The organism is Methylomonas sp. HYX-M1 (assembly GCF_040741385.1).
Taxonomy (GTDB): domain Bacteria; phylum Pseudomonadota; class Gammaproteobacteria; order Methylococcales; family Methylomonadaceae; genus Methylomonas; species Methylomonas rhizoryzae.
Window position 1 is genome coordinate 1,502,072 of record NZ_CP160405.1, and the last position, 19,168, is coordinate 1,521,239.

Consider the following 19,168-nt stretch of genomic DNA (forward strand, 5'->3'; position numbering starts at 1 on the left):
GGTGAGTGCGGGAATCTGCCGCATCATCGGCGTGTTGGACGACGGTTGCCGCGGTTTGAGCGCCGAAGCCTTGGCGCATCTGGCCTGCGCCGATTTGGTCATTGCCGGCGGTAGGCTGTTGCAGAGCCTGGCGGACAGTCCGGCCGCCGCCGCCGAGCGTTGGGATTTAACCGGCCGCTTGCCGGAGGTGGCGCCGACCATCGCCCGTGCCCAAGCGGCAGGGCGCAATGTGGTGGTTTTGGCGACGGGAGACCCTTTGTGCCACGGCATCGGCGGCATGTTGTACGACCGGCTGCCGGCCGGCAGCGTGCAGGTGTTGCCGAATGTGTCCATGCTGCAATTGGCCTGCGCCCGGCTAGGCGTGGCCTGGCAGGACGCGCGCATCGCCTCGGCGCACGGCCGCGACGCCGGCGAATGGCGGCCGGGTGCCGATCCGAGTCACGGTTTATACCCGCTGCTGCAACAGCTGCGGCAGGCTGCCCTGACGCTGGTATTGACCAGCCCGGCCAATAGCCCGGACAGGATAGCCCGCATGTTGCGGCAAGAGAATTTGGTCGGCGCTTATCGCATGGCTGTAGCCTCCCGCCTGAGCCGGCCGGACGAATCGGTCAGCGGTTGGCTGAGTGTAGACGAGGCGGCCGGTCGTACTTTCGCCGAACCTAACGTGTTGTTGCTCCGCCGGCAGCCGTGCCGTTCGGAGGCACTATTCGGCTTGGCGGACCACTGCTTCCAACAACGCAAGCCGGATAAAGGCTTGATTACCAAACGGGAGGTCAGGGCCGTAGCCTTGGCCCGCCTGGCGCTTAAAGCCGATAGCATAGTCTGGGACATAGGAGCCGGTTCCGGCTCGGTCGGTTTGGAGGCCGCCCGTTTGTGTCCTGCCGGCCACGTCTACGCGGTCGAGAAAAATCCGGAAGACGCGGCCAATGCCTGGGCCAATAAAATCGCGCTTAGGGTCAGCAATTACAGTTTGTTGCAGGCTAAGGCGCCGGACGGTTTGGCGGCTTGGCCGGACCCGGACGCGGTGTTTATCGGCGGTTCCGGCGGCGAATTGCCGGAATTGATCGGCCTGTGTCTGGCCCGCTTGCGGCCGGGCGCCTGGCTGGTGATGAGCTTTGCGACCCTGGAAAACCTGGCGGGCGCGATAGCGGTCTTGAAACGCTTGAACGCGGTTTGGGATGCGAGCCAGCTGCAAGCTTCGCGCAGCAAAGCCATCCTGGACATGCACCGCTTGCAGGCCGAAAACCCGGTGTGGCTGGTCTGCGCCCAAAACGGTCAGGCCGGGGAGGCTGGCGATGAACGCTAAGCCGTTAGGCCGTTTGATCGGCGTGTCGCTGGGGCCGGGCGATCCGGGCTTGATTACCCGCCGGGCCTGGGGTTGCTTGCAGCGCGGCGACTGCCACTGGAGCTACCCGGTACGGCGTAAAAACGCCGACAGCTACGCGCTAAGCATCGCCTTGCAGGCCGGCTTGGCGTTGCCGGCCGCGCACAGTCCGCTGGTGTTTCCTATGAGTCACGATACGGCCGTCCTGGCCGGCTATTGGCTGCAAGCCGCGCAAACCGTGTTGGCGCGGTTGCGCGCCGGGGAAACGGTGTTGTTTTTGGTGGAAGGCGACGCCTCGACGTATTCCACGTTCGGCCATTTGGCCCGTACCGTCGCGGCGCTGGCGCCGCAAGTCGACATAGAAACCGTGCCGGGCGTACCGTCTTTCAATGCGGCCGCGGCACGGCTGGCGCTGCCTTTAGCCGACACCGACGATACCGTCGCCATTGTGCCGGCCGCTTACGGTATAGAGGCCCTGGACAAGCTGTTGGACGATTTCGATACCCTGGTGCTGCTCAAGGTCAAACCCTTGCTGGACGACATCGTTGCTTGGCTGCAGCGCCGCGATTTATTGGCGCACAGCGCTTTCGTCGAAAAAGCCGGCACCCCGCAGGAGCGGGTGGTACGCGAGGTGGCGGACTTACGCGGTGAAACAGTCAATTACCTGTCCTTGCTGCTGATCCGCAATCCGCAACGCCGACGCGGGCCCATGATGCGCGGTTGCCGCAACAAATCCTCAACCCCTGAAAGCCTATGAATAGTCCAACTCCCGCGCCGCGCATCCTGTTGGTGGCGATTACCAAACACGGTCTGACCCATGCCCTGCGCTTGGCCGAGTTATTGCCGGGCGCGCAGCTGGCCGTGCCGGAAAAATTTGCCGCCAACCTTGCAAACCCGCCGCATCCGGCCGAAATTGTGGCCGGGCCGTTGAGCGGGCATATCGGCCGCTGGTTCGGCGGCTTCGAACAATTGGTGTTCTTCGTGTCGCTGGGTGCGGTGGTGCGCTTGATTGCGCCGCATTTGCAGTCCAAGGAAAGCGACCCGGGCGTGTTGGTGGTTGACGACGCCGGCCGTTACGTCATCCCGGTGCTGTCCGGCCACGTCGGCGGCGCCAACGCCTTTGCCGAGCACTTGGCCGGCTTGCTGGACGCTCAGGCGGTACTGACCACTGCCTCAGACGTCGGCCGGACCATTCCGGTCGATATACTGGGCCGGGAACTGGGCTGGGAATTGCTGGCCCCTAAAATCAACGTCACCCGGGTATCGGCGCACGTGGTCAACCAAGAACTCATCGCATTCGTGCAGGAAGCCGGCAGCAAACGCTGGTGGACCAGGCCCAGCCCCTTGCCGGCCAACATTCATTTGTTCGCGCGTTTCGAGGACGTGGATTTAACCGCCTACCGCGCGGTGTTGTGGGTGACGCGCCGCCCAGTCGAAGCCGCGCACTGGCAAGCCTTGCCGGAACGGTTGGTGGTTTACCGGCCGCCGCTGGAGCAGCTGTGATGGCGTATATTTTAGGATTGGGCTGCGACCGCGATACGGCACCGGCTACCCTAGCCACCGCGGTCGAACAGGCGCTGGCTTTGGCCGGCTTGGATTACGATAGCGTGGCCGCTGTGGCCACCATAGAACAAAAGCGCGACGAAACGGCCATTCTGCAACTCGCCGCCGCGCATGCCTGGCCCTTGCATTATTACGGTGCCGAGCAATTGGCGCAGGTGCAAGTGCCCAATCCGTCGGAAACCGTGCGCCATTACATGGGTACGCCGGCCGTGGCCGAAGCCGCTGCGTTGCTGGCGGCGCAAGCGGATGTGTCCGGCTTGATTTTGGAAAAACATAAATTTCGCGGCTCGGACGGCAAGCATGCCACGGTATCCATTGCCCGCTGTCAAACGCAGCCACAACGGGCGGGGAAAATCTTGCTGGTCGGTTTCGGCCCCGGCGCGCCGGAACACATGAGTTTTAGGGCCCGCGCCGCCATCGCCGAAGCGGACGTGGTGATCGGTTACTCCACTTACATCAAGTTGGTCGAAGAGTTGCTGGCCGGCAAACAGGTGATACGCAAAGGCATGACCGAGGAACTGGACCGCAGCATCGAGGCCTACCGGCATGCCAGCGCGGGTAAAACCGTGGCCTTGATTTCGTCCGGCGACATAGGCGTGTACGGCATGGCCGGACCGACTTACGAACTGTTGTTTCAGGCCGGTTGGACGCCGGATAGCGGAGTAGCGGTCGAAGTCGTGCCCGGCGCGACCGCGCTGACCGCTTGCGCGGCCTTGGTAGGCGCGCCGCTGACCCACGATTTTTGCTCGATTTCGCTGTCGGATTTGTTGACGCCGTGGCCGGTGATCGCCCGGCGCCTGGAGGCGGCCGCCCGGGCCGATTTCGTCGTGGCGCTGTACAATCCGAAAAGCGGCCGCCGCACCCGGCAAATCGTCGAAGCGCAACGGCTTTTATTGTTACACCGCAAGCCGGATACGCCGGTCGCCGTGGTCAAATCGGGCTATCGGCGCCGCCAACAGATTCAGATCAGCACGTTAGCGCAGATGGCCGATTGCGAAATCGGCATGTTGTGCACGGTGCTGATCGGCAACAGCAGCACCTTCGTGCGGCACGGCTTATTGGTCACGCCGCGCGGCTATGCCAACAAATACGATAGCGCGACCGGGGCGACCAAGCCCGGCGAGCAGGCCGGCCGCTCGTTGAGCATGGGTTTGAACGGTTGGCACGCCGGCGTGCGCGATTTTTTGCAACGATACCCGGATTGCGGGTTGCGGGACGCCGCCGAGCATTTCGATGCGCCGCCGGCCCAAATCCTGGCAGCCTTGGCCGGGCCGGAAGCAAACGAGGCGATAGGCGCGCGCCGGGCGGATACCGGACAATTGGACGCCGTGCTGGCCGCGGCCCATGATTGGGGCGAGCTGCGAGCGGTGTTGCGTAGCGCCGGTGCGGTCGCCGAGTTGTTGCTGAACGCGGCGCAACTGAGCCGCAAAGGCCGCTGGCTGAATTTGATCGCGGAACGTCAGCATCTGCACCTGGACAGCGAAAGCGTCGCCGATCTGTGGTTTTTCAGCCATGCGGAGCGGCAGTACGGTGTCTATGTTACCGATCGCTACGGCCAAGTCGTTTTGAGCCTGTTGTTGATCCGCGGGGCGTCGGGCTGGGACGAACGAGTGTTGCGGCATTTTCGGCATGCGGCCGAGGCCTTGGCCCATCCTGTTACCCCATTTGAGCCGGACGCCGGCTATCCCGAGGAGGAATTCAATGAGTCATGAACCCGCCGGCAAACCGAAACTATCGGCTTACAAACGGCATGTATTGGTCTGTACCGGACCGCGCTGTACCCAAAACGGCGAGTCGCAGGCCTTGTTCGACGGTTTGGGCGAGCGGCTGAAACGGGCCGGCCTCGATCAGGGCGCGCTGCGGGTCAAGCGGACCCGGGTGGCGTGTTTCGCCGCTTGCAAAGCCGGGCCCATCGTTTGTGTACAGCCGGATGGTGTCTGGTATTACCAAGTCACCGAGTCGAATCTGGAACGCATCATCGAGCGGCATCTGCTTGGTGGCGAACCGGTGGAAGCCTTGATTTTTCACCGCGGACCGGACGGGCAACATGACTGACCGCGTAGCCTGCCCGGCGCTGCTGGTGTGCGCGCCGGCCTCCGGCCAAGGTAAAACCTCGGTGGCGGCGGCGTTAGCCCGCTTGCATAGCCGTAACGGCTTGCGAGTGCGCTGCTTCAAAACCGGCCCGGATTTTATCGACCCGACCATTCTGGCCAAAGCCAGCGGCCGGCCGGTCTGCAATTTGGATACCTGGATCATGGGGGTAGAACACTGCCGAGGCCTGTTGTACCAGGCAGCCGGCAGCGCCGACCTGTTGATCGTGGAGGGCGTCATGGGCTTATTCGACGGCGAGCCCAGCAGCGCGGATTTGGCCGAGGCCTTCGGCTTGCCGATAGCGCCGGTGATCGATGCCTCGGCCATGGCACAAACCTTTGCGGCGGTGCTGCACGGCTTGGCCACGTTTAGGCCGTCTTTGCGGCTGGCCGGCGCGGTGGCTAACCGGGTAGGCTCCGCTTACCACGGCGAATTGTTGCGGGCGGCCGTGCCGAAAAACCTAGCCTTGGCTTGCCTGCCGCGCTTGGCCGAAGCCGTCTTGCCGGGCCGGCATCTCGGCTTGCAACTGGCCGAGGAGATTGCCGACATCGACCGGCATTTGGATGTCTGGGCCGACAGTCTGGCAGGTAGCTGGCTGGCCGAGTTGCCGCCACCCGTGTATTTTTCCAAACCGGCCGCGCAGCCGGCACCGGCCGAATTGTTGGCCGGCAAAACGATTGCGGTGGCTCGCGACCGGGCGTTTTGCTTTTTATACCCACAAAATTTGGATTGTCTTGAGCGCTTGGGTGCGCACCTGACGTTTTTTTCTCCCTTGGCAGACAGGCATTTAGCGGCGGCCGACGCGGTGTATCTACCGGGCGGCTATCCCGAGTTGTACGGCGCGCAGCTGGCCGCCAACCTTAGTCTGAAAGCCGATTTGCAGCGTCACGCCGGGCAAGGCAAGCCGGTACTGGCGGAGTGCGGCGGCATGTTGTACGCCTTGGAAAGCTTGATCGATTGCGACGGCCGAACCTGGCCGATGCTGGGCTTGCTGCCCGGCACGGCCCGCATGGGAGCGCGCGTGGCGGCGATAGGTTCGCAGGCCGCGCTTTGCCAAGGCGTCGAGATTCGCGGCCACAGTTTCCATTACTCCACCGCCGAGGTGGGCATTAAGCCCTGGACGATTGCGCTAACGCCGGACGGCCGGGCGGGCGAAGCCGTATACCGGCACGGTGCGCTGACAGCCTCCTATCTGCATTTTTACTTCCCGTCCGCGCCGGAGTGGCTAGCCGCTTGTTTCTTATTAACCTAGCGAATTTCCGGCGCGGTTAAATCAAGGTGTTTGGGAGCGTAAGGGTTATGCATTTGTTTTCTTCGCACGATTTGCCGACACTTCAAGTTCAAGAATTTGAGTAATTTTCCCTCGGCCGACGATACCTAATTTCAAACTGCATGTTGGGATAAAGTTTCCCCCTGTTCTGCAGGGCTGAGGAACCCCAAATAGCCCTCTGCGTCGGCCTGATTCAGTTGACCATACCGATTCAAACACAAACCGACCAAGGCTAATCCTGAATGGCTGGTATAAACTTCAGTTTCAGATCGTTCCGGGATAAACCGCTTCATGAATCACTTGCTGGGTGAAAAATGGAATGCGCGTATTGTCCAGAAACAATTGTTTTAAATCATTAGGATATAGGTATGCTTGGCTTTTTAAGTCACGCATTCAGGTTTTGTGTAAGGGGGGCGTGAAAGCACCGCTATGCGGTGTATTTAGTCGTGGCAATCGCCTATGCCGCGACTGGAGGTGAGTAAGCGGCTCAACTAGTGCAATGCTATACTGGCCGCAGATTCGGTAGTTGAAATAGGCGTCAGGCCAATCCGCGCGGTCGCCCAACGAGCGGCTTGGCCGTATATGATTTGGCTGATTAGCTTTTTATCGCCGAAAATAGCCGATTTGATTGGCGCTTTGTGTAAATCCATGAAATCCCTTTATCCTGAAATCTCGCCTTTTCACAGCTTTATGCTGGAAACCGAAAGTGTTCACAAGGTGTATGTCGAGCAATGCGGTAACCCGGCCGGCAGGCCGGTGGTTTTTTTGCACGGCGGGCCTTGTTCCGGCACTAAACCCGATCACCGGCGTTTTTTCGACCCTGAGCGTTACCACGTTATTTTGATGGACCAACGCGGCTGCGGGCGTTCGTTGCCATTCGGCGAATTGGCAGACAATACGACCCAACACCTGTTGCGAGATTTGGAGCGTATCAGAGACTTGCTGCGCATCGAGAAATGGCTGCTGTTCGGCGGTTCGTGGGGGGCGACGTTGGCGCTGTTGTACGCTCAGCAATTTACCGAGCGGGTTGCCGGCATGATACTCAGGGGGGTGTTTTTGGCGCGAGCCGCAGACATGGACTGGTTTTTACTGAACGGTGCCAACAAGATTTATCCGCAACAGTGGCGTGCGCTAGTCGATCATCTTGGCGCGGCTGACGGTGCCGATATTTTACCTAAACTGTGTGCGGCGGTATTCGGCGACGATGTTGACGCCTGCCGCGGCGCCGTCCGGCTGTGGAATTCCTGGGGCGGTTTGTTGGCTTTAGGGGCGGAGTTTCAGGACAATGACGTTAGCGACGCCATGGTGGACGAGCGCGCCGTGATGCAGGCAAAAATGGAGCTACATTATGCGCGCAACCACTATTTCGTCGAGGAAGACCGGATTTTGCGAAATTGCGGCGTATTGGCCGGGATTCCGACGGTCATCCTCCACGGACAAAACGATTTGACCTGCCCGATGGAAGCGGGATACAGCTTGTATCGGGCGTTGCCGCAGGCGGAATATGTCGTGCTGCCTAATTCCGGGCATGTGGCTAAAGGCGAGGAGATGATAGACGCACTGGTCACGGCCGCCGACCGCATGGTTTGGCGATGCGTTTGAGTTTCCAATGAGCGGACGGAAAAAACGTTTGGTCATCGGGATGACCGGGGCGACCGGAGCGATTTACGGCGTTCGGATGTTGGAAATCCTCAAACAGCGGGATTGGGAAGCCCATTTGGTCATATCGTCGGCCGGGTTGGTCAATTTGAAATACGAGCTGGGTATGGACCGAGCCGCGTTGTATCGATTGGCCGATGTTACACATGGAATCAACGACATTGCGTCCAGTATCGCCAGCGGATCGTTTCACACCGAAGGCATGGTCATCGCGCCGTGTTCTATGAAAACCTTGGCCGCAGTTGCGCACGGCTTCGGCGATAACTTGATTTCCCGGGCGGCTGACGTGGCGTTAAAAGAGCGGCGCAAGACAGTCTTGGTGCCCAGGGAAACCCCGTTAAATTTAGCGCATATCCGCAACATGGCGGCCGTCACCGAAATGGGGGGAATCATTTTTCCGCCCATGCCGGCGTTTTATAATCGTAGCGACTCTATCAAAGCTATGGTGGACGAAGGAGTAGGGCGTATACTAGCGATGTTCGGCGTCGACGTAGATGGCCTGGTTACTCCTTGGCAAGGGCTTAACGAATGAACGTCGGAAAAACAGGCGGGACTGAAGAGCTTTTCCTAGATAAATAGCCGGCTTTGAATTGACAGGGCGCATCGTTCTGGATTAGAGTTGCGGCCAGTTTTTTTATTGCCCATTGACCACGGTTGAGCAATTGCTAAAGGCGATCGGGTGTTGGTGAGCGGTCCTTATAACTATAACTGTAACAATCGGAGCACATCTCATGGCAAGACCATTAATTCAAATGGCGTTGGATTCTTTAGATTTCGACCAAACCGTAGCTTTGGCCGATAAAGTAGCGCCATATGTCGATATTTTCGAAATTGGCACGCCTTGCATAAAATACAACGGAATCAACCTGGTTAAAGAATTGAGACAACGTTTTCCAAACCAACTGCTGTTGGTTGACTTAAAAACCATGGATGCCGGCGAATACGAAGCCGGTGCGTTTTATGCGGCGGGTGCGGACATCTGCACCGTATTGGGCGTTTCCGGCTTGGCTACCATCGGCGGCGTCATCAAAGCGGCGAAAAAACACGCCGCTGAAGTACAAGTTGACTTGATCAACGTACCGAACAAAGCCGAGTGCGCACGCGAATCCGCAAAAATGGGCGCGCAAATCATGGGCGTACATACCGGTCTGGACGCGCAAGCCGCCGGCCAAACCCCGTTTGCCGACCTGAACGACGTCGCTTCATTGGGCTTGAACGTTCGCGTATCCGTCGCCGGCGGTATCAAACCTGCCACTATCGATCAAACCGTTAAAGCCGGTGCCAACATCATCGTTGTCGGCGCTGCCATCTACGGCGCACCATGCCCGGCTACCGCCGCTCGCGAAATCCGCGAATTGGTCGAAGCTGCTGCAGCATAATATTGCTTGGTAAAAGTTCGCTTTTACTGAGTAAAAAGTGAAGGACGGGTGGCATAAGCCATCCGTCCTTTGTTCGTTTTATAGAGTGGCGTTTCGCCGCACTATCATCAGAGATACTAAAACAATAAGGAGACCCACATGCCTTCGCGCCGAGAATTAGCGAACGCCATCCGCGCACTCAGCATGGACGCCGTGCAAAAAGCCAACTCCGGACACCCTGGAGCCCCGATGGGGATGGCGGACATCGCAGAAGTCCTATGGAACGACTATTTAAAACACAACCCGACTAACCCGAAATGGGCCGACCGCGACCGCTTCATCCTGTCGAACGGCCACGGCTCCATGCTGATCTACTCCTTGCTGCACTTGGCCGGCTACAATCTGCCGATCGAAGAATTGCAAAAATTCCGCCAACTGCACTCCAAAACCCCGGGACATCCGGAGTACGGCTACACCGACGGCGTCGAAACCACCACCGGTCCTTTGGGACAAGGCATCACCAACGCCGTGGGCTTTGCTCTGGCCGAGCGTACCCTGGCCGGCCAATTCAACCGTCCGGGCCACGACATCGTCGACCACTACACCTACGTGTTCCTGGGCGACGGCTGCTTGATGGAAGGCATCTCGCACGAAGCCTGCTCTTTGGCCGGCTCGATGAAACTGGGCAAACTGATCGCCTTCTACGACGACAACAACATCTCCATCGACGGCGAAGTGCGCGGCCACGGCAACGTAGCCGGCTGGTTCCACGACGACACCCCGAAACGCTTCGAAGCCTACGGCTGGCACGTCATCCCCAAAGTCGACGGCCACGATCCGGATGCGGTGAAAAAAGCCATCGAAGAAGCGCGCAGCGTCAAGGACAAACCGTCCATCATCTGCTGCCAAACCATCATCGGCTTTGGTTCGCCCAACAAACAAGGCAAAGAAGAATGCCACGGCGCCGCCTTAGGCGAAGCCGAAGTCGCCGCTACCCGCGAACAACTGGGTTGGCCGCATCCGGCGTTTGAAATCCCGGCCGACATCTACGCCGGATGGGACGCCAAAGCCAAAGGCGACCGTCTGGAAAGCGCCTGGAACGACAAATTCGCCGCTTACCAAGCCGCGCATCCGGACTTGGCCGCCGAATTCCAACGCCGCATGGCGGGCGACCTGCCGGCCGACTGGGCGGAAAAATCGGCGGAATTCGTGGCGGCGGTCGACGCCAAAGCCGAAACCATCGCCAGCCGCAAAGCCTCGCAAAACACCCTGAACGGCTTTGGCCCGTTGCTGCCGGAACTGTTGGGCGGTTCCGCCGACCTGGCCGGCTCCAACCTGACCCTGTGGTCCGGCTGCAAAGACGTCTGCGCCGAAGGCTACAACGGCAACTACGTCTACTACGGCGTGCGTGAATTCGGCATGAGCGCCATCATGAACGGCCTGACCCTGCACGGTGGCTTCAAACCGTACGGCGCCACCTTCCTGATGTTCTCGGAATACGCCCGCAACGCCCTGCGCATGTCGGCCCTGATGAAAGCGCCGAGCATCTTCGTTTACACCCACGACTCCATCGGTCTGGGCGAAGACGGCCCTACCCACCAGCCGGTCGAGCAAACCGCCACCTTACGCATGATACCCAACATGCAGGTCTGGCGGCCTTGCGATGCGGTCGAGTCGGCAGTCAGCTGGAAAGCGGCTATCGAACGTAAAGACGGCCCTAGCATCTTGATCTTCTCGCGTCAAAACCTGCCGCACATGACACGCAACGCCGGGCAAATCGCCGACATCGCCAAAGGCGGTTACGTGTTGCGCGGGGAAGGCAGGCCGGACGCGATCATCATCGCCACGGGCTCCGAAGTTGAATTGGCGGTCAAAGCCGCCGAAGCGTTGGCAGCGAAAGGCAAAAACATCCGCGTGGTGTCCATGCCGTCCACCAACGTATTCGAAGCCCAAGATCAGGCTTACAAAGACAGCGTATTGCCGCCTAGCGTCAGCGCGCGGGTGGTCGTGGAAGCGGGGGTCAGCGACGGCTGGTGGAAATACGCGGGCAGCCATGGCAAAATCGTCGGGCTGGATCGTTTCGGCGAATCGGCGCCAGCCGGCCAGCTCTTCAAAGAGTTCGGCTTCACTGTCGATAACGTCGTCGCCAACGTCGAGGCTGTGCTCTAATAAGGCTTAAGCGAAATCGCTGGAGCCGGTTTTACCGGATAACTTCCGGTAAAACCGGCAATAATTAAACTGAGTGAGGTGTGCAACATGATGAAAACAATTCTGAACCAAGGACTGTTCGCCGGCTTGTTACTGGTAACCGTTGCTGCAAATGCACAAGATTACCCGGCTGCCGATTTTCAACCGAAAGTGGTATATCAAGACGAATCGATAGTTAAACAAGCCGCTGCCGAATCGGCTCCTGTTGCCGCTGCGCCCTGCGCTAGCCAAGCCGCAGCGTCCGGCGGAGTAGTCGCCGAAGTTGACCCGAAATATCCGGCTGCGAATTTCCAGCCGAAAGTTTTATACAGCGATACCAATTAATTCCATAACACGCGAACGATTGTGGCCAGTTAGTCAGAAAACATGGGCGCGGTACGTTGACGAAATGCGTTATCGCTTAAGGGCGTTTGCGCATCACTACTATTGAATGGAGTATTCTCAAATGAAACAAAGCAGTTTGATGAATAGCTTGTTTGGCTTCCTGCCGCCCTTGTTTTTCGACAAACCTAGCGGCGGCGGTTCGGTGGACAGAGATTCCGCAGCCGAGCCGGCCGAATTGACAGGCGTAGCCCGTTACCTGCAAAAGTTGGAGCCGGTTCCGGTGGAAATTCCCGAGGACCAGCTGACCGGCGTGGCTAAATATTTAGCTCAGCAGGCGGCGATAGAAGCCGCGAATAGGCCGGAACCGGTTGTTGAAATCCAGGAGGAGCCGGTTGCCGAGCTACCCGAGCCGGAACCGGAACCTCAACCCAGCGGTGTGGACAAGTATTTGTCCAAGCAAAACGAAAATCCTATTTCACGGGTTGCTCGTTATCTAATCAAACAATCCATCCTGTCTAAAGAGGCACCGGTAACCGGAGTGGCCAAATATGTGACTCGCCACGACCACGAAGTGCATACGGTGACGGGAGTAGCCAAATACATTACGCGGCAGCACTTGCTGGACGGGGATGCGCCCGGCGTGACCGGAGTTGCCAAATATTTGCTGAAAAGCGAATTGCAGGCGAAAGAGGCCCCGGCTACCACCGGCGTAGCAAAATACGTCAGCCGGCAAACCGTGATCGCAAAAGATCAGCCGAAAACCACCGGCGTGGCGGCTTACCTTAAAGCTATGGAAAAAACCGAGCAGCAAACCGTTCCCGCAACAGGCGTTGCCAAGTTTGTCGCGGAGCAAGAATTAGCGGCGAAAAAAGCCGCAGCAGCAGCTATCGTGGCGCGTTACCTCGAGCAAGAAGCCAGATTGCAGGAAGAAAAAGCCCTGCAAGTGGCGAACGACCTCGAACAAGACGTGGTTGGCGACGATGACGCCGCCGAACTAGTAGACGGGTCTAGCGTCGATAAATATCTGGCCAGACAAGCAAAAGCTGATTTATACCGTCCGACCGGAGTGGCACGCTATCTGGCCAAACAAGCGCAACTGCAAAGCCAGCAAGAGCCGTTGAGCGGCGTGGCCAAATACCTGGCCAAGCAAGCTTCGTTGGCTAAACAACAGCCTGCGATGACCGGAGTGAGCCGTTATCTGGCCAAACAGATGTTGGCGGCAAAACCTGCCGTTAGCCTGAGTTCGGTAGCGAAATATGTGCGCGAACAAGAAGTACGCGAACGCAACGCCGGCGAACCGACCGGGGTGGCCAAATACGTTTCCAAACAAAGCTTACAGATTGGCGAGCATGGTCATCAATCCGGTGTCGATCGCTACGTCAATCGCTTGGCTGCTTCGGCAGACGGCGAATTCGCCAGATCTACCGGCGTGGAAAAATATCTGCGCGGCCGGGGTTAGCGTAACCGTTTAAATCTTTTGGGCCGATACTCCTGGTGTTAGGGAGTATCGGCCTTTTTTATGCTTGCACTAACCTAGCGCGACGATAAATTGCTACAGTGTGGATTCGCTGGTTAATTGCAATCACGACAATACGGACAAAGACTGCATATGATTCGTCAACTATTTGCTCTAGGATTTGCCGTGGCTAGTTTAGCCGCGGCGCACGCAGACGACGCGTTGGAAGAGCCGCCGGCCGTACCGGAACCGCCCGAACTACCGCCGCGGGTACAATCCGGGGAGGAAATGGAGCCGGATATTACGATCATTCGTAAAGGCAAAGACACCATTCAGGAGTTTCGCCGCAACGGCCGTCTTTACATGATTAAGGTGCAGCCGGAAGTCGGGCCTCCCTACTATTTGTTGGATACCAACGGCGACGGCCAGATGGACGTCAAGAAAAACGATTTGGACAAAAACACCAACATCAACCAATGGATCCTGTTCGAATGGGATTGAACGGGCGGTTGGTGCAGTCGCGTTAGCCAGGTGGGTTTTCCAGCCTAGCTCATGACAGTGCAGATCGTCATCTTATAGCGTTGTCGGCCTAGGCGACAGTGTTGCCGTTGGTGCACCGGGTATGGGTGGCAATGCTGTTTATTACTTTAAATCATGCTGGGAGCGACCTCCTCTTGTCGCGAATTAACCTTCGAGCCGGGCTGGTGTTGCCCCCGCTTTTGATTGTCCGGACTGATTGCCATGCTTTCATGGCATAACAAAGAGTGGATTATGGAACAACTCACCGACCTGAAAGCCATCCTGCACTCCAAGCGCGCCAACATCTACTACCTGGAAAAATGCCGGGTGATGCAAAAAGACGGCCGTGTACTCTACCTGACCGAAGCCAAGGACGAAAACCTGTATTGGAACATCCCGATTGCCAATACCACCGTGATCCTGCTCGGCACCGGCACCTCGATCACCCAGGCGGCGATGCGCATGCTGGCCAGCGCCGGCGTGTTGGTCGGCTTTTGCGGCGGCGGAGGCACGCCCTTGTTCAGCGGCTGCGAAATCGAATGGTTGAACCCGCAAAGCGAATACCGCCCCACCGAATACGTGCAGGGCTGGCTGCAATTCTGGTTCGACGACGCGCAACGCTTGGCGGTCGCCAAAACCTTTCAGCAAGCTCGCATCGACTATATCTGCAAGGTCTGGAGCAAGGACCGCGACCTGCAAGCCGAAAACATCTTCGCCGACGATAGCGCCATAGTCGCCGCGCTGGACGGTTACGCCACGCAAATCGAGCAAGCCGGCAAAACCGGAGACCTGCTGCAACGCGAAGCCCTGTTGACCAAACAACTCTACCGCTATGCCGCCAAGGCTACTCAACACAACGACTTCAGCCGTGACCACGACGCCAGCGACCTGGCCAACGGCTTTTTAAACCACGGCAACTACCTGGCCTACGGTTTGGCGGCCTCGACATTGTGGGTACTGGGCATCCCGCACGGCTTCGCGGTGATGCACGGCAAAACCCGGCGCGGCGCGCTGGTGTTCGACGTCGCCGACCTGGTCAAAGACGCCATCGTCCTGCCCTGGGCCTTCGTCTGCGCCAAGGAAAAAATGAGCGAGCAGGAGTTCCGCCAACAAATCCTGCAAAAATTCACCGAGCACAAAGCGCTGGATTTCATGTTCGAGCAGGTCAAGCGGCAGGCGTTACGGGAAAACGAATAACCGGCATGAATGAAAATTACAGCGCCGTTCGTATTTCAGGGCGTAAATGCCGAGCTCAAAGGCCGTTCGCGATGAGCTCGTCGAATCGCAACCGCAAATTGGACGATTGCTTATGATGGTCACCTTCGTCAGCCAATGCCAGAAAAAAGCCCTGGCCCGCACCCGCCGCGTCCTCGACGCCTTCGCCAACCGCATCGGCGACAACACCTGGCAAACCGTGATCACCGAGGAAGGCCTGATCGCCGTCAAAACCCTGCTGCGCAAAACCGCCACTAAAAACACGGCGGTAGCCTGCCATTGGCTCAGGTCAAGGAGCAGGAGCGAGTTGGTTTGGATTGTGGGAAATCGGCGCTGTTTTAATGCGGAAGGCATCGTGCCGGTGAATCGCAGCCAAAAGACCTTGCCGACGTTCCAGCCGGAGCACCAATGGTTGTATTTGCCGCTGATCAAGGCGTTGGCGGTCATGGCGGCGCTGTTGCACGATTGGGGTAAGGCGACGCTGTGTTTCCAACGCAAATTGCAAGTTAAGCAGCCGCCCGATCCGTTGCGGCACGAGTGGGTATCGCTATTACTGTTTCGCGCGTTGATCCAAGATGCCAACAACGACAGTACGTGGTTGCAGCGGCTGGCCGAGGGAGTTTGGGATGAAACACCACTCATGTCGGCGGCCGGCCAAAACGTAAAAAAGCCGTTGCAAAAACTACCGGATGGTGCCGGATTGTTGGCTTGGCTGATCGTCACGCATCACAAATTGCCGGATTTGACTTGGGATAATGCCAAACAGTGGCGCGGCGAGCCAGTTGAGACATTGCAACAAGCCTTAGGCATCATCACCGCCGATTGGGGTTATCGCAACGAAGGTGATGACAAGCAATGCTTCCAATTCCCGCAAGGGTTGCTAAGACAATCGCAACCCTGGCTTGAACAACTGCAAACCGCCGCCAACAAGCTGTTGAAATGCCTGCCGTTGCTGGAACAGGTCATGCACAACGGCGGATACCGCTGGGTGTTGCATTTTGCCCGGCTCAGCTTGATGTTGGGCGATCACCAATATTCGTCGCAAGCCGCCGACCTGCAATGGCGGCAAACGGTTGAGCTATATGCCAATACCGATGCCGACGGCCAGCCCAAACAATGGCTGGACGAACATCTGGTCAAGGTCGCGCAATGCTCGGCCACGTTGGCGCGGCGCCTGCCGCGCCTGGAAAGCGAACCGCCATCCGCTTACGACTTAAAAAAGCTCCAGCAAAAAAGCAGCGATTCGCGCTTTCGTTGGCAAGATCAAGCCGTCGCGGCGATTCAGCACTGGCGAACGGAGGGCGCGCAAACGACGCCGCGCTACGGCTTTTTTGCGGTCAACATGGCCAGTACCGGTTGCGGAAAAACGCTGGCCAACGCCAAAATCATGCGGGCGTTATCGCCGGACGGCGATAGCCTGCGTTACGTGTTGGCCTTGGGATTGCGCACGTTGACCTTGCAAACCGGCGATGAGTACCGCGAACGCATCGGGCTGGACTACGGCGAACTGGGTGTCATGATCGGCTCGCAAGCGGTCAGCGATTTGCACCGCCAAACACAAGAAGATTCACCACTGGGTTCCGAATCGGCGGCATCGGTAGGCGAGGATAACGACATCGATTTCGATATTCCCGAACAAGCACTCAGCGTGCTCGGCACCTTGTGGACCAATCGCGCCGGCCAGGTCGATAGCCGTAAGCAAAAGCTGCTGTACGCACCGGTACTTGCCTGTACGATCGACCATTTAATGGCGGCTACCGAGACCGCGCGCGGCGGCCGATTCATTCTGCCCAGCTTGCGCTTGTTGTCGTCGGATTTGGTGATCGACGAAATCGACGATTTCGATGGCGACGATCTGGTGGCGATTGGCCGCTTGATTCATTTGGCCGCGATGCTGGGTTGTAAAGTGATGATCTCGTCGGCCACCATCACCCCGGCCTTGGCCGAAGGCTATTTCAATGCCTATCAAGCCGGCTGGCGCTTATTCGCCGCGGCTCGCGAAGCCAAACCGGCTATCGGTTGCGCCTGGTTCGACGAGAACGACAGCCGGGTTGCCACATTGCCGCTTGATGCTGTCGAAATCTACCGCGCCGGGCATCAAACCTTCATCGCCAAGCGTTGTACGTTTTTACAAAACACCAAACTTAATCCGCCCAGACGCATAGGCGAACTGATTGAAGTTGCCAAGCCAGAGGCCGGAGCCAACGATATTGAGACGGCTTATTTTTCGAACATTCAGGCTGCTGTCATCCGCCAACATCGGCGCCACGCCTCGGCGGACCCTCACAACGGCAAGCGTATTTCGTTCGGCGTGGTGCGGATGGCCAATATTCCACCGTGCATCGCGCTGACACGCTACTTGGCGCATTCGACCGACTGGCCGGCCGATGTGGACATCCGCATCATGGCCTACCACAGTCAGCAAGTGTTGCTGTTGCGACACAGCCAGGAAAAGCATCTGGACCAAGTCCTCAAACGCGTTGAACCGGCAGCGGTTTACGAAAACCCAGCGATACGTCGGCATGTCGACGCGTGCCAAGCCGAAAATTTGATTTTCATCCTGGTTGCCACACCGGTCGAGGAAGTCGGGCGCGATCACGACTTTGATTGGGCGGTGGTCGAGCCGTCGTCCTACCGCTCCATCATCCAGTTGGCCGGGCGAGTATTGCGGCATCGCCAACAGCTCCCGGATGCGCCGAATATTGGCTTGTTGCAATACAACCTGAAGGCGCTGAAACAGGCTGACGATGTGCCGGCGTTTCGCCGGCCAGGCTTCGAATCCACGGAAAACATGCTGCAAAGCCACGATTTATCCAGGCTGATTCCGTCCGAGCAGTTGGCGGCCATCAACGCGATTCCGCGCATCCGTCAATCCCAAGAATTACAGCCAACTGCCGATTTGGCCGATCTGGAACACCATTGCACCCGGCAATTGCTGAACGATTATTCCGCGACAGGGCCGGAAGCCTTGCAAGGCTGGCTGAGCGGCCATTGGTGGCTGATGGCCTTGCCGCAACGGCTGAAGCCGTTTCGCCGGCAAGACCCGCAACAAACCCTGTTCGATGTGCCGGACCAAGACGGTGAGTTTCGATTTGTCGAAAAACTTCCTCAAGGTGGTATCAATCCGATCGAGAATAGTTACAAAATCCAGCGCGTTGCGCTAACTTCACTGGAGCAACAGCGTTGGTGGCTATGGCGTGACTATTCCGAGTTATTGGAGGAACAGGCGGAACGCCACGGCTGGAGTCGTGAATATGCCGCGCTGTATTACGGCGAAATCAATGTGCGGATCAGCGATACCGACCGGCAACGGCAAACGCAGTTTAATTATTGCGAACAACTAGGGATTTGGCGCGATAGCAGCGACTAAATAGCTTTTCTGATCGCCGAGAACGGCAACACCAAACGATTCGGCGTGGCGTTCAAGCGTCTGAAACCGAACTTGTGGTAAAACTCGGCGGCGCGTTCATGTTTGGCGTCGACGATCATGCCGAAGATGCCGATTTTTTCGGCGGCCTCGTTCGTGGTTTTAAAGGCATGCATGATCAGTGCATCGCCATACCCCTGGCCTTGAAACTGTTTATCTACTGCCAGGCGGCCCAGCAAAATGAACGGCAATTCCCGGTAAGCCGTAACTCTGGTTGCATCGGGCAATTCGTCGCGTTTCACCGAACAGGCGCTGATCGAGTAATAGCCGACAATGCGTTGCGCATCCGCCAGCACATAAACGCGGCTCAGGTCGCGACTTTGGTCCTGTTGCGCAAATTGGCGCAAATAGCGGTTTAAAACGCCGTCGCCGCAATCGAAGTTTTGCCGGTCGTGAAGCTTGGGTTGCAATAACTCAAACTTCATCGCCGACGATGCGGTTATAGGTTTGCAGCGCTTTTTTCATGCGCTCGGTCGGTTCCGGTGGGTGGTCCAACAGCTCGAAAAATAGCTGCCAGTCCTCCTGGCTGAATCGGGTTTGTTGATGCTCGGCGATTATGGCTTCCGCCTTTTCCCGAACGCTCTGCCGAATGAATTTGCTTTTGTCCAGGCCAACGTATTGGCGCGCTTGTTCCAGCATTTGCAGGGTTGCCAAGTCCATACGAACTTTTAGGACGTCTTGTTTGCCGTTTTCGATAGGCATAATCCTCTCCCGATAAAGTACTCATTGTACCCACAATTTTATTAACTTTAGG

18 protein-coding genes are annotated in these 19,168 nt (G+C 58.0%); 15 read left to right on the forward strand and 3 right to left on the reverse strand.

The features are described from left to right. Window position 1 precedes the first annotated feature (1 nt). From cbiE to AB0A83_RS07045, 6 genes are read left to right on the forward strand one after another with little or no spacing between them, the layout of a single operon-like run. Window positions 2–1,306, forward strand: a complete 1,305-nt coding sequence (cbiE, locus tag AB0A83_RS07020; RefSeq protein WP_150047586.1) for a precorrin-6y C5,15-methyltransferase (decarboxylating) subunit CbiE — start codon at window positions 2–4, stop codon at window positions 1,304–1,306. Further along, complete coding sequence (gene cobI / locus AB0A83_RS07025; protein WP_367155855.1) at window positions 1,296–2,081, forward strand: precorrin-2 C(20)-methyltransferase; 786 nt, start codon at window positions 1,296–1,298, stop codon at window positions 2,079–2,081. The genes cbiE and cobI overlap by 11 nt, the downstream gene beginning before the upstream one ends. Continuing rightward, window positions 2,078–2,827 carry a cobalamin biosynthesis central domain-containing protein gene (locus tag AB0A83_RS07030; RefSeq protein ID WP_367155856.1) on the forward strand — a complete coding sequence of 250 codons (750 nt, stop codon included), beginning with the start codon at window positions 2,078–2,080 and terminating at the stop codon, window positions 2,825–2,827. The genes cobI and AB0A83_RS07030 overlap by 4 nt, the downstream gene beginning before the upstream one ends. Beyond that, on the forward strand, window positions 2,827–4,599 hold the full coding sequence (cobJ, locus tag AB0A83_RS07035; protein ID WP_367155857.1) for a precorrin-3B C(17)-methyltransferase: 1,773 nt from the start codon (window positions 2,827–2,829) through the stop codon (window positions 4,597–4,599). The genes AB0A83_RS07030 and cobJ overlap by 1 nt, the downstream gene beginning before the upstream one ends. Then, window positions 4,589–4,942, forward strand: coding sequence for a ferredoxin (locus AB0A83_RS07040; protein WP_367155858.1), 354 nt, complete (start codon window positions 4,589–4,591; stop codon window positions 4,940–4,942). Before cobJ ends, AB0A83_RS07040 begins: the two co-directional genes overlap by 11 nt. Continuing rightward, a complete protein-coding gene (locus AB0A83_RS07045; RefSeq protein ID WP_367155859.1) occupies window positions 4,935–6,230 on the forward strand; it encodes a cobyrinate a,c-diamide synthase in 1,296 nt (431 codons plus the stop codon). The genes AB0A83_RS07040 and AB0A83_RS07045 overlap by 8 nt, the downstream gene beginning before the upstream one ends. A gap of 509 nt (window positions 6,231–6,739) precedes the next feature. On the opposite strand, the gene AB0A83_RS07050 is transcribed toward AB0A83_RS07045, so the two are convergent. Then, the gene (locus tag AB0A83_RS07050) at window positions 6,740–6,898 is read right to left on the reverse strand and encodes a hypothetical protein (RefSeq protein WP_190303268.1); all 159 of its coding nucleotides are present in this window, start codon (window positions 6,896–6,898) and stop codon (window positions 6,740–6,742) included. Between AB0A83_RS07050 and pip the strand changes: the two genes are divergently transcribed. The 9 genes from pip (at window position 6,897) to cas3f (ending at window position 18,357) form a co-directional block, all read left to right on the forward strand. Continuing rightward, window positions 6,897–7,850, forward strand: coding sequence for a prolyl aminopeptidase (pip, locus tag AB0A83_RS07055; protein ID WP_150047592.1), 954 nt, complete (start codon window positions 6,897–6,899; stop codon window positions 7,848–7,850). The two genes, AB0A83_RS07050 and pip, sit on opposite strands and share 2 nt — an antisense overlap. A 7-nt stretch (window positions 7,851–7,857) precedes the next feature. Beyond that, window positions 7,858–8,439, forward strand: coding sequence for a UbiX family flavin prenyltransferase (locus AB0A83_RS07060; RefSeq protein WP_150047593.1), 582 nt, complete (start codon window positions 7,858–7,860; stop codon window positions 8,437–8,439). 199 nt (window positions 8,440–8,638) lie between these two features. Next, on the forward strand, window positions 8,639–9,286 hold the full coding sequence (hxlA, locus tag AB0A83_RS07065) for a 3-hexulose-6-phosphate synthase (protein WP_150047594.1): 648 nt from the start codon (window positions 8,639–8,641) through the stop codon (window positions 9,284–9,286). A 138-nt stretch (window positions 9,287–9,424) separates the two neighbouring features. Beyond that, window positions 9,425–11,434 (forward strand): transketolase, encoded by a 2,010-nt coding sequence (tkt, locus tag AB0A83_RS07070; RefSeq protein ID WP_150046805.1) that lies wholly within the window; start codon window positions 9,425–9,427, stop codon window positions 11,432–11,434. Between the two features lie 87 nt (window positions 11,435–11,521). After that, complete coding sequence (locus tag AB0A83_RS07075) at window positions 11,522–11,797, forward strand: hypothetical protein (RefSeq protein ID WP_232056805.1); 276 nt, start codon at window positions 11,522–11,524, stop codon at window positions 11,795–11,797. Between the two features lie 121 nt (window positions 11,798–11,918). After that, window positions 11,919–13,256 carry a hypothetical protein gene (locus AB0A83_RS07080; protein WP_367155860.1) on the forward strand — a complete coding sequence of 446 codons (1,338 nt, stop codon included), beginning with the start codon at window positions 11,919–11,921 and terminating at the stop codon, window positions 13,254–13,256. A gap of 183 nt (window positions 13,257–13,439) precedes the next feature. After that, window positions 13,440–13,754 carry a DUF2782 domain-containing protein gene (locus AB0A83_RS07085; protein WP_232056806.1) on the forward strand — a complete coding sequence of 105 codons (315 nt, stop codon included), beginning with the start codon at window positions 13,440–13,442 and terminating at the stop codon, window positions 13,752–13,754. Between the two features lie 270 nt (window positions 13,755–14,024). Then, the gene (gene cas1f, locus AB0A83_RS07090; RefSeq protein WP_367155861.1) at window positions 14,025–14,969 is read left to right on the forward strand and encodes a type I-F CRISPR-associated endonuclease Cas1f; all 945 of its coding nucleotides are present in this window, start codon (window positions 14,025–14,027) and stop codon (window positions 14,967–14,969) included. Window positions 14,970–15,081: 112 nt separating this feature from the next. After that, a complete protein-coding gene (gene cas3f, locus AB0A83_RS07095; RefSeq protein WP_367155862.1) occupies window positions 15,082–18,357 on the forward strand; it encodes a type I-F CRISPR-associated helicase Cas3f in 3,276 nt (1,091 codons plus the stop codon). Here cas3f and AB0A83_RS07100 read toward each other — a convergent pair. Together AB0A83_RS07100 and AB0A83_RS07105 are read right to left on the reverse strand one after the other, a co-directional pair. Then, window positions 18,354–18,839, reverse strand: coding sequence for a GNAT family N-acetyltransferase (locus AB0A83_RS07100; protein ID WP_367155863.1), 486 nt, complete (start codon window positions 18,837–18,839; stop codon window positions 18,354–18,356). The genes cas3f and AB0A83_RS07100 overlap by 4 nt on opposite strands. Next, window positions 18,829–19,116: a DUF1778 domain-containing protein gene (locus AB0A83_RS07105; RefSeq protein WP_367155864.1), complete on the reverse strand. Its 288-nt coding sequence runs from the start codon at window positions 19,114–19,116 to the stop codon at window positions 18,829–18,831. Before AB0A83_RS07105 ends, AB0A83_RS07100 begins: the two co-directional genes overlap by 11 nt. Window positions 19,117–19,168: the final 52 nt, after the last annotated feature.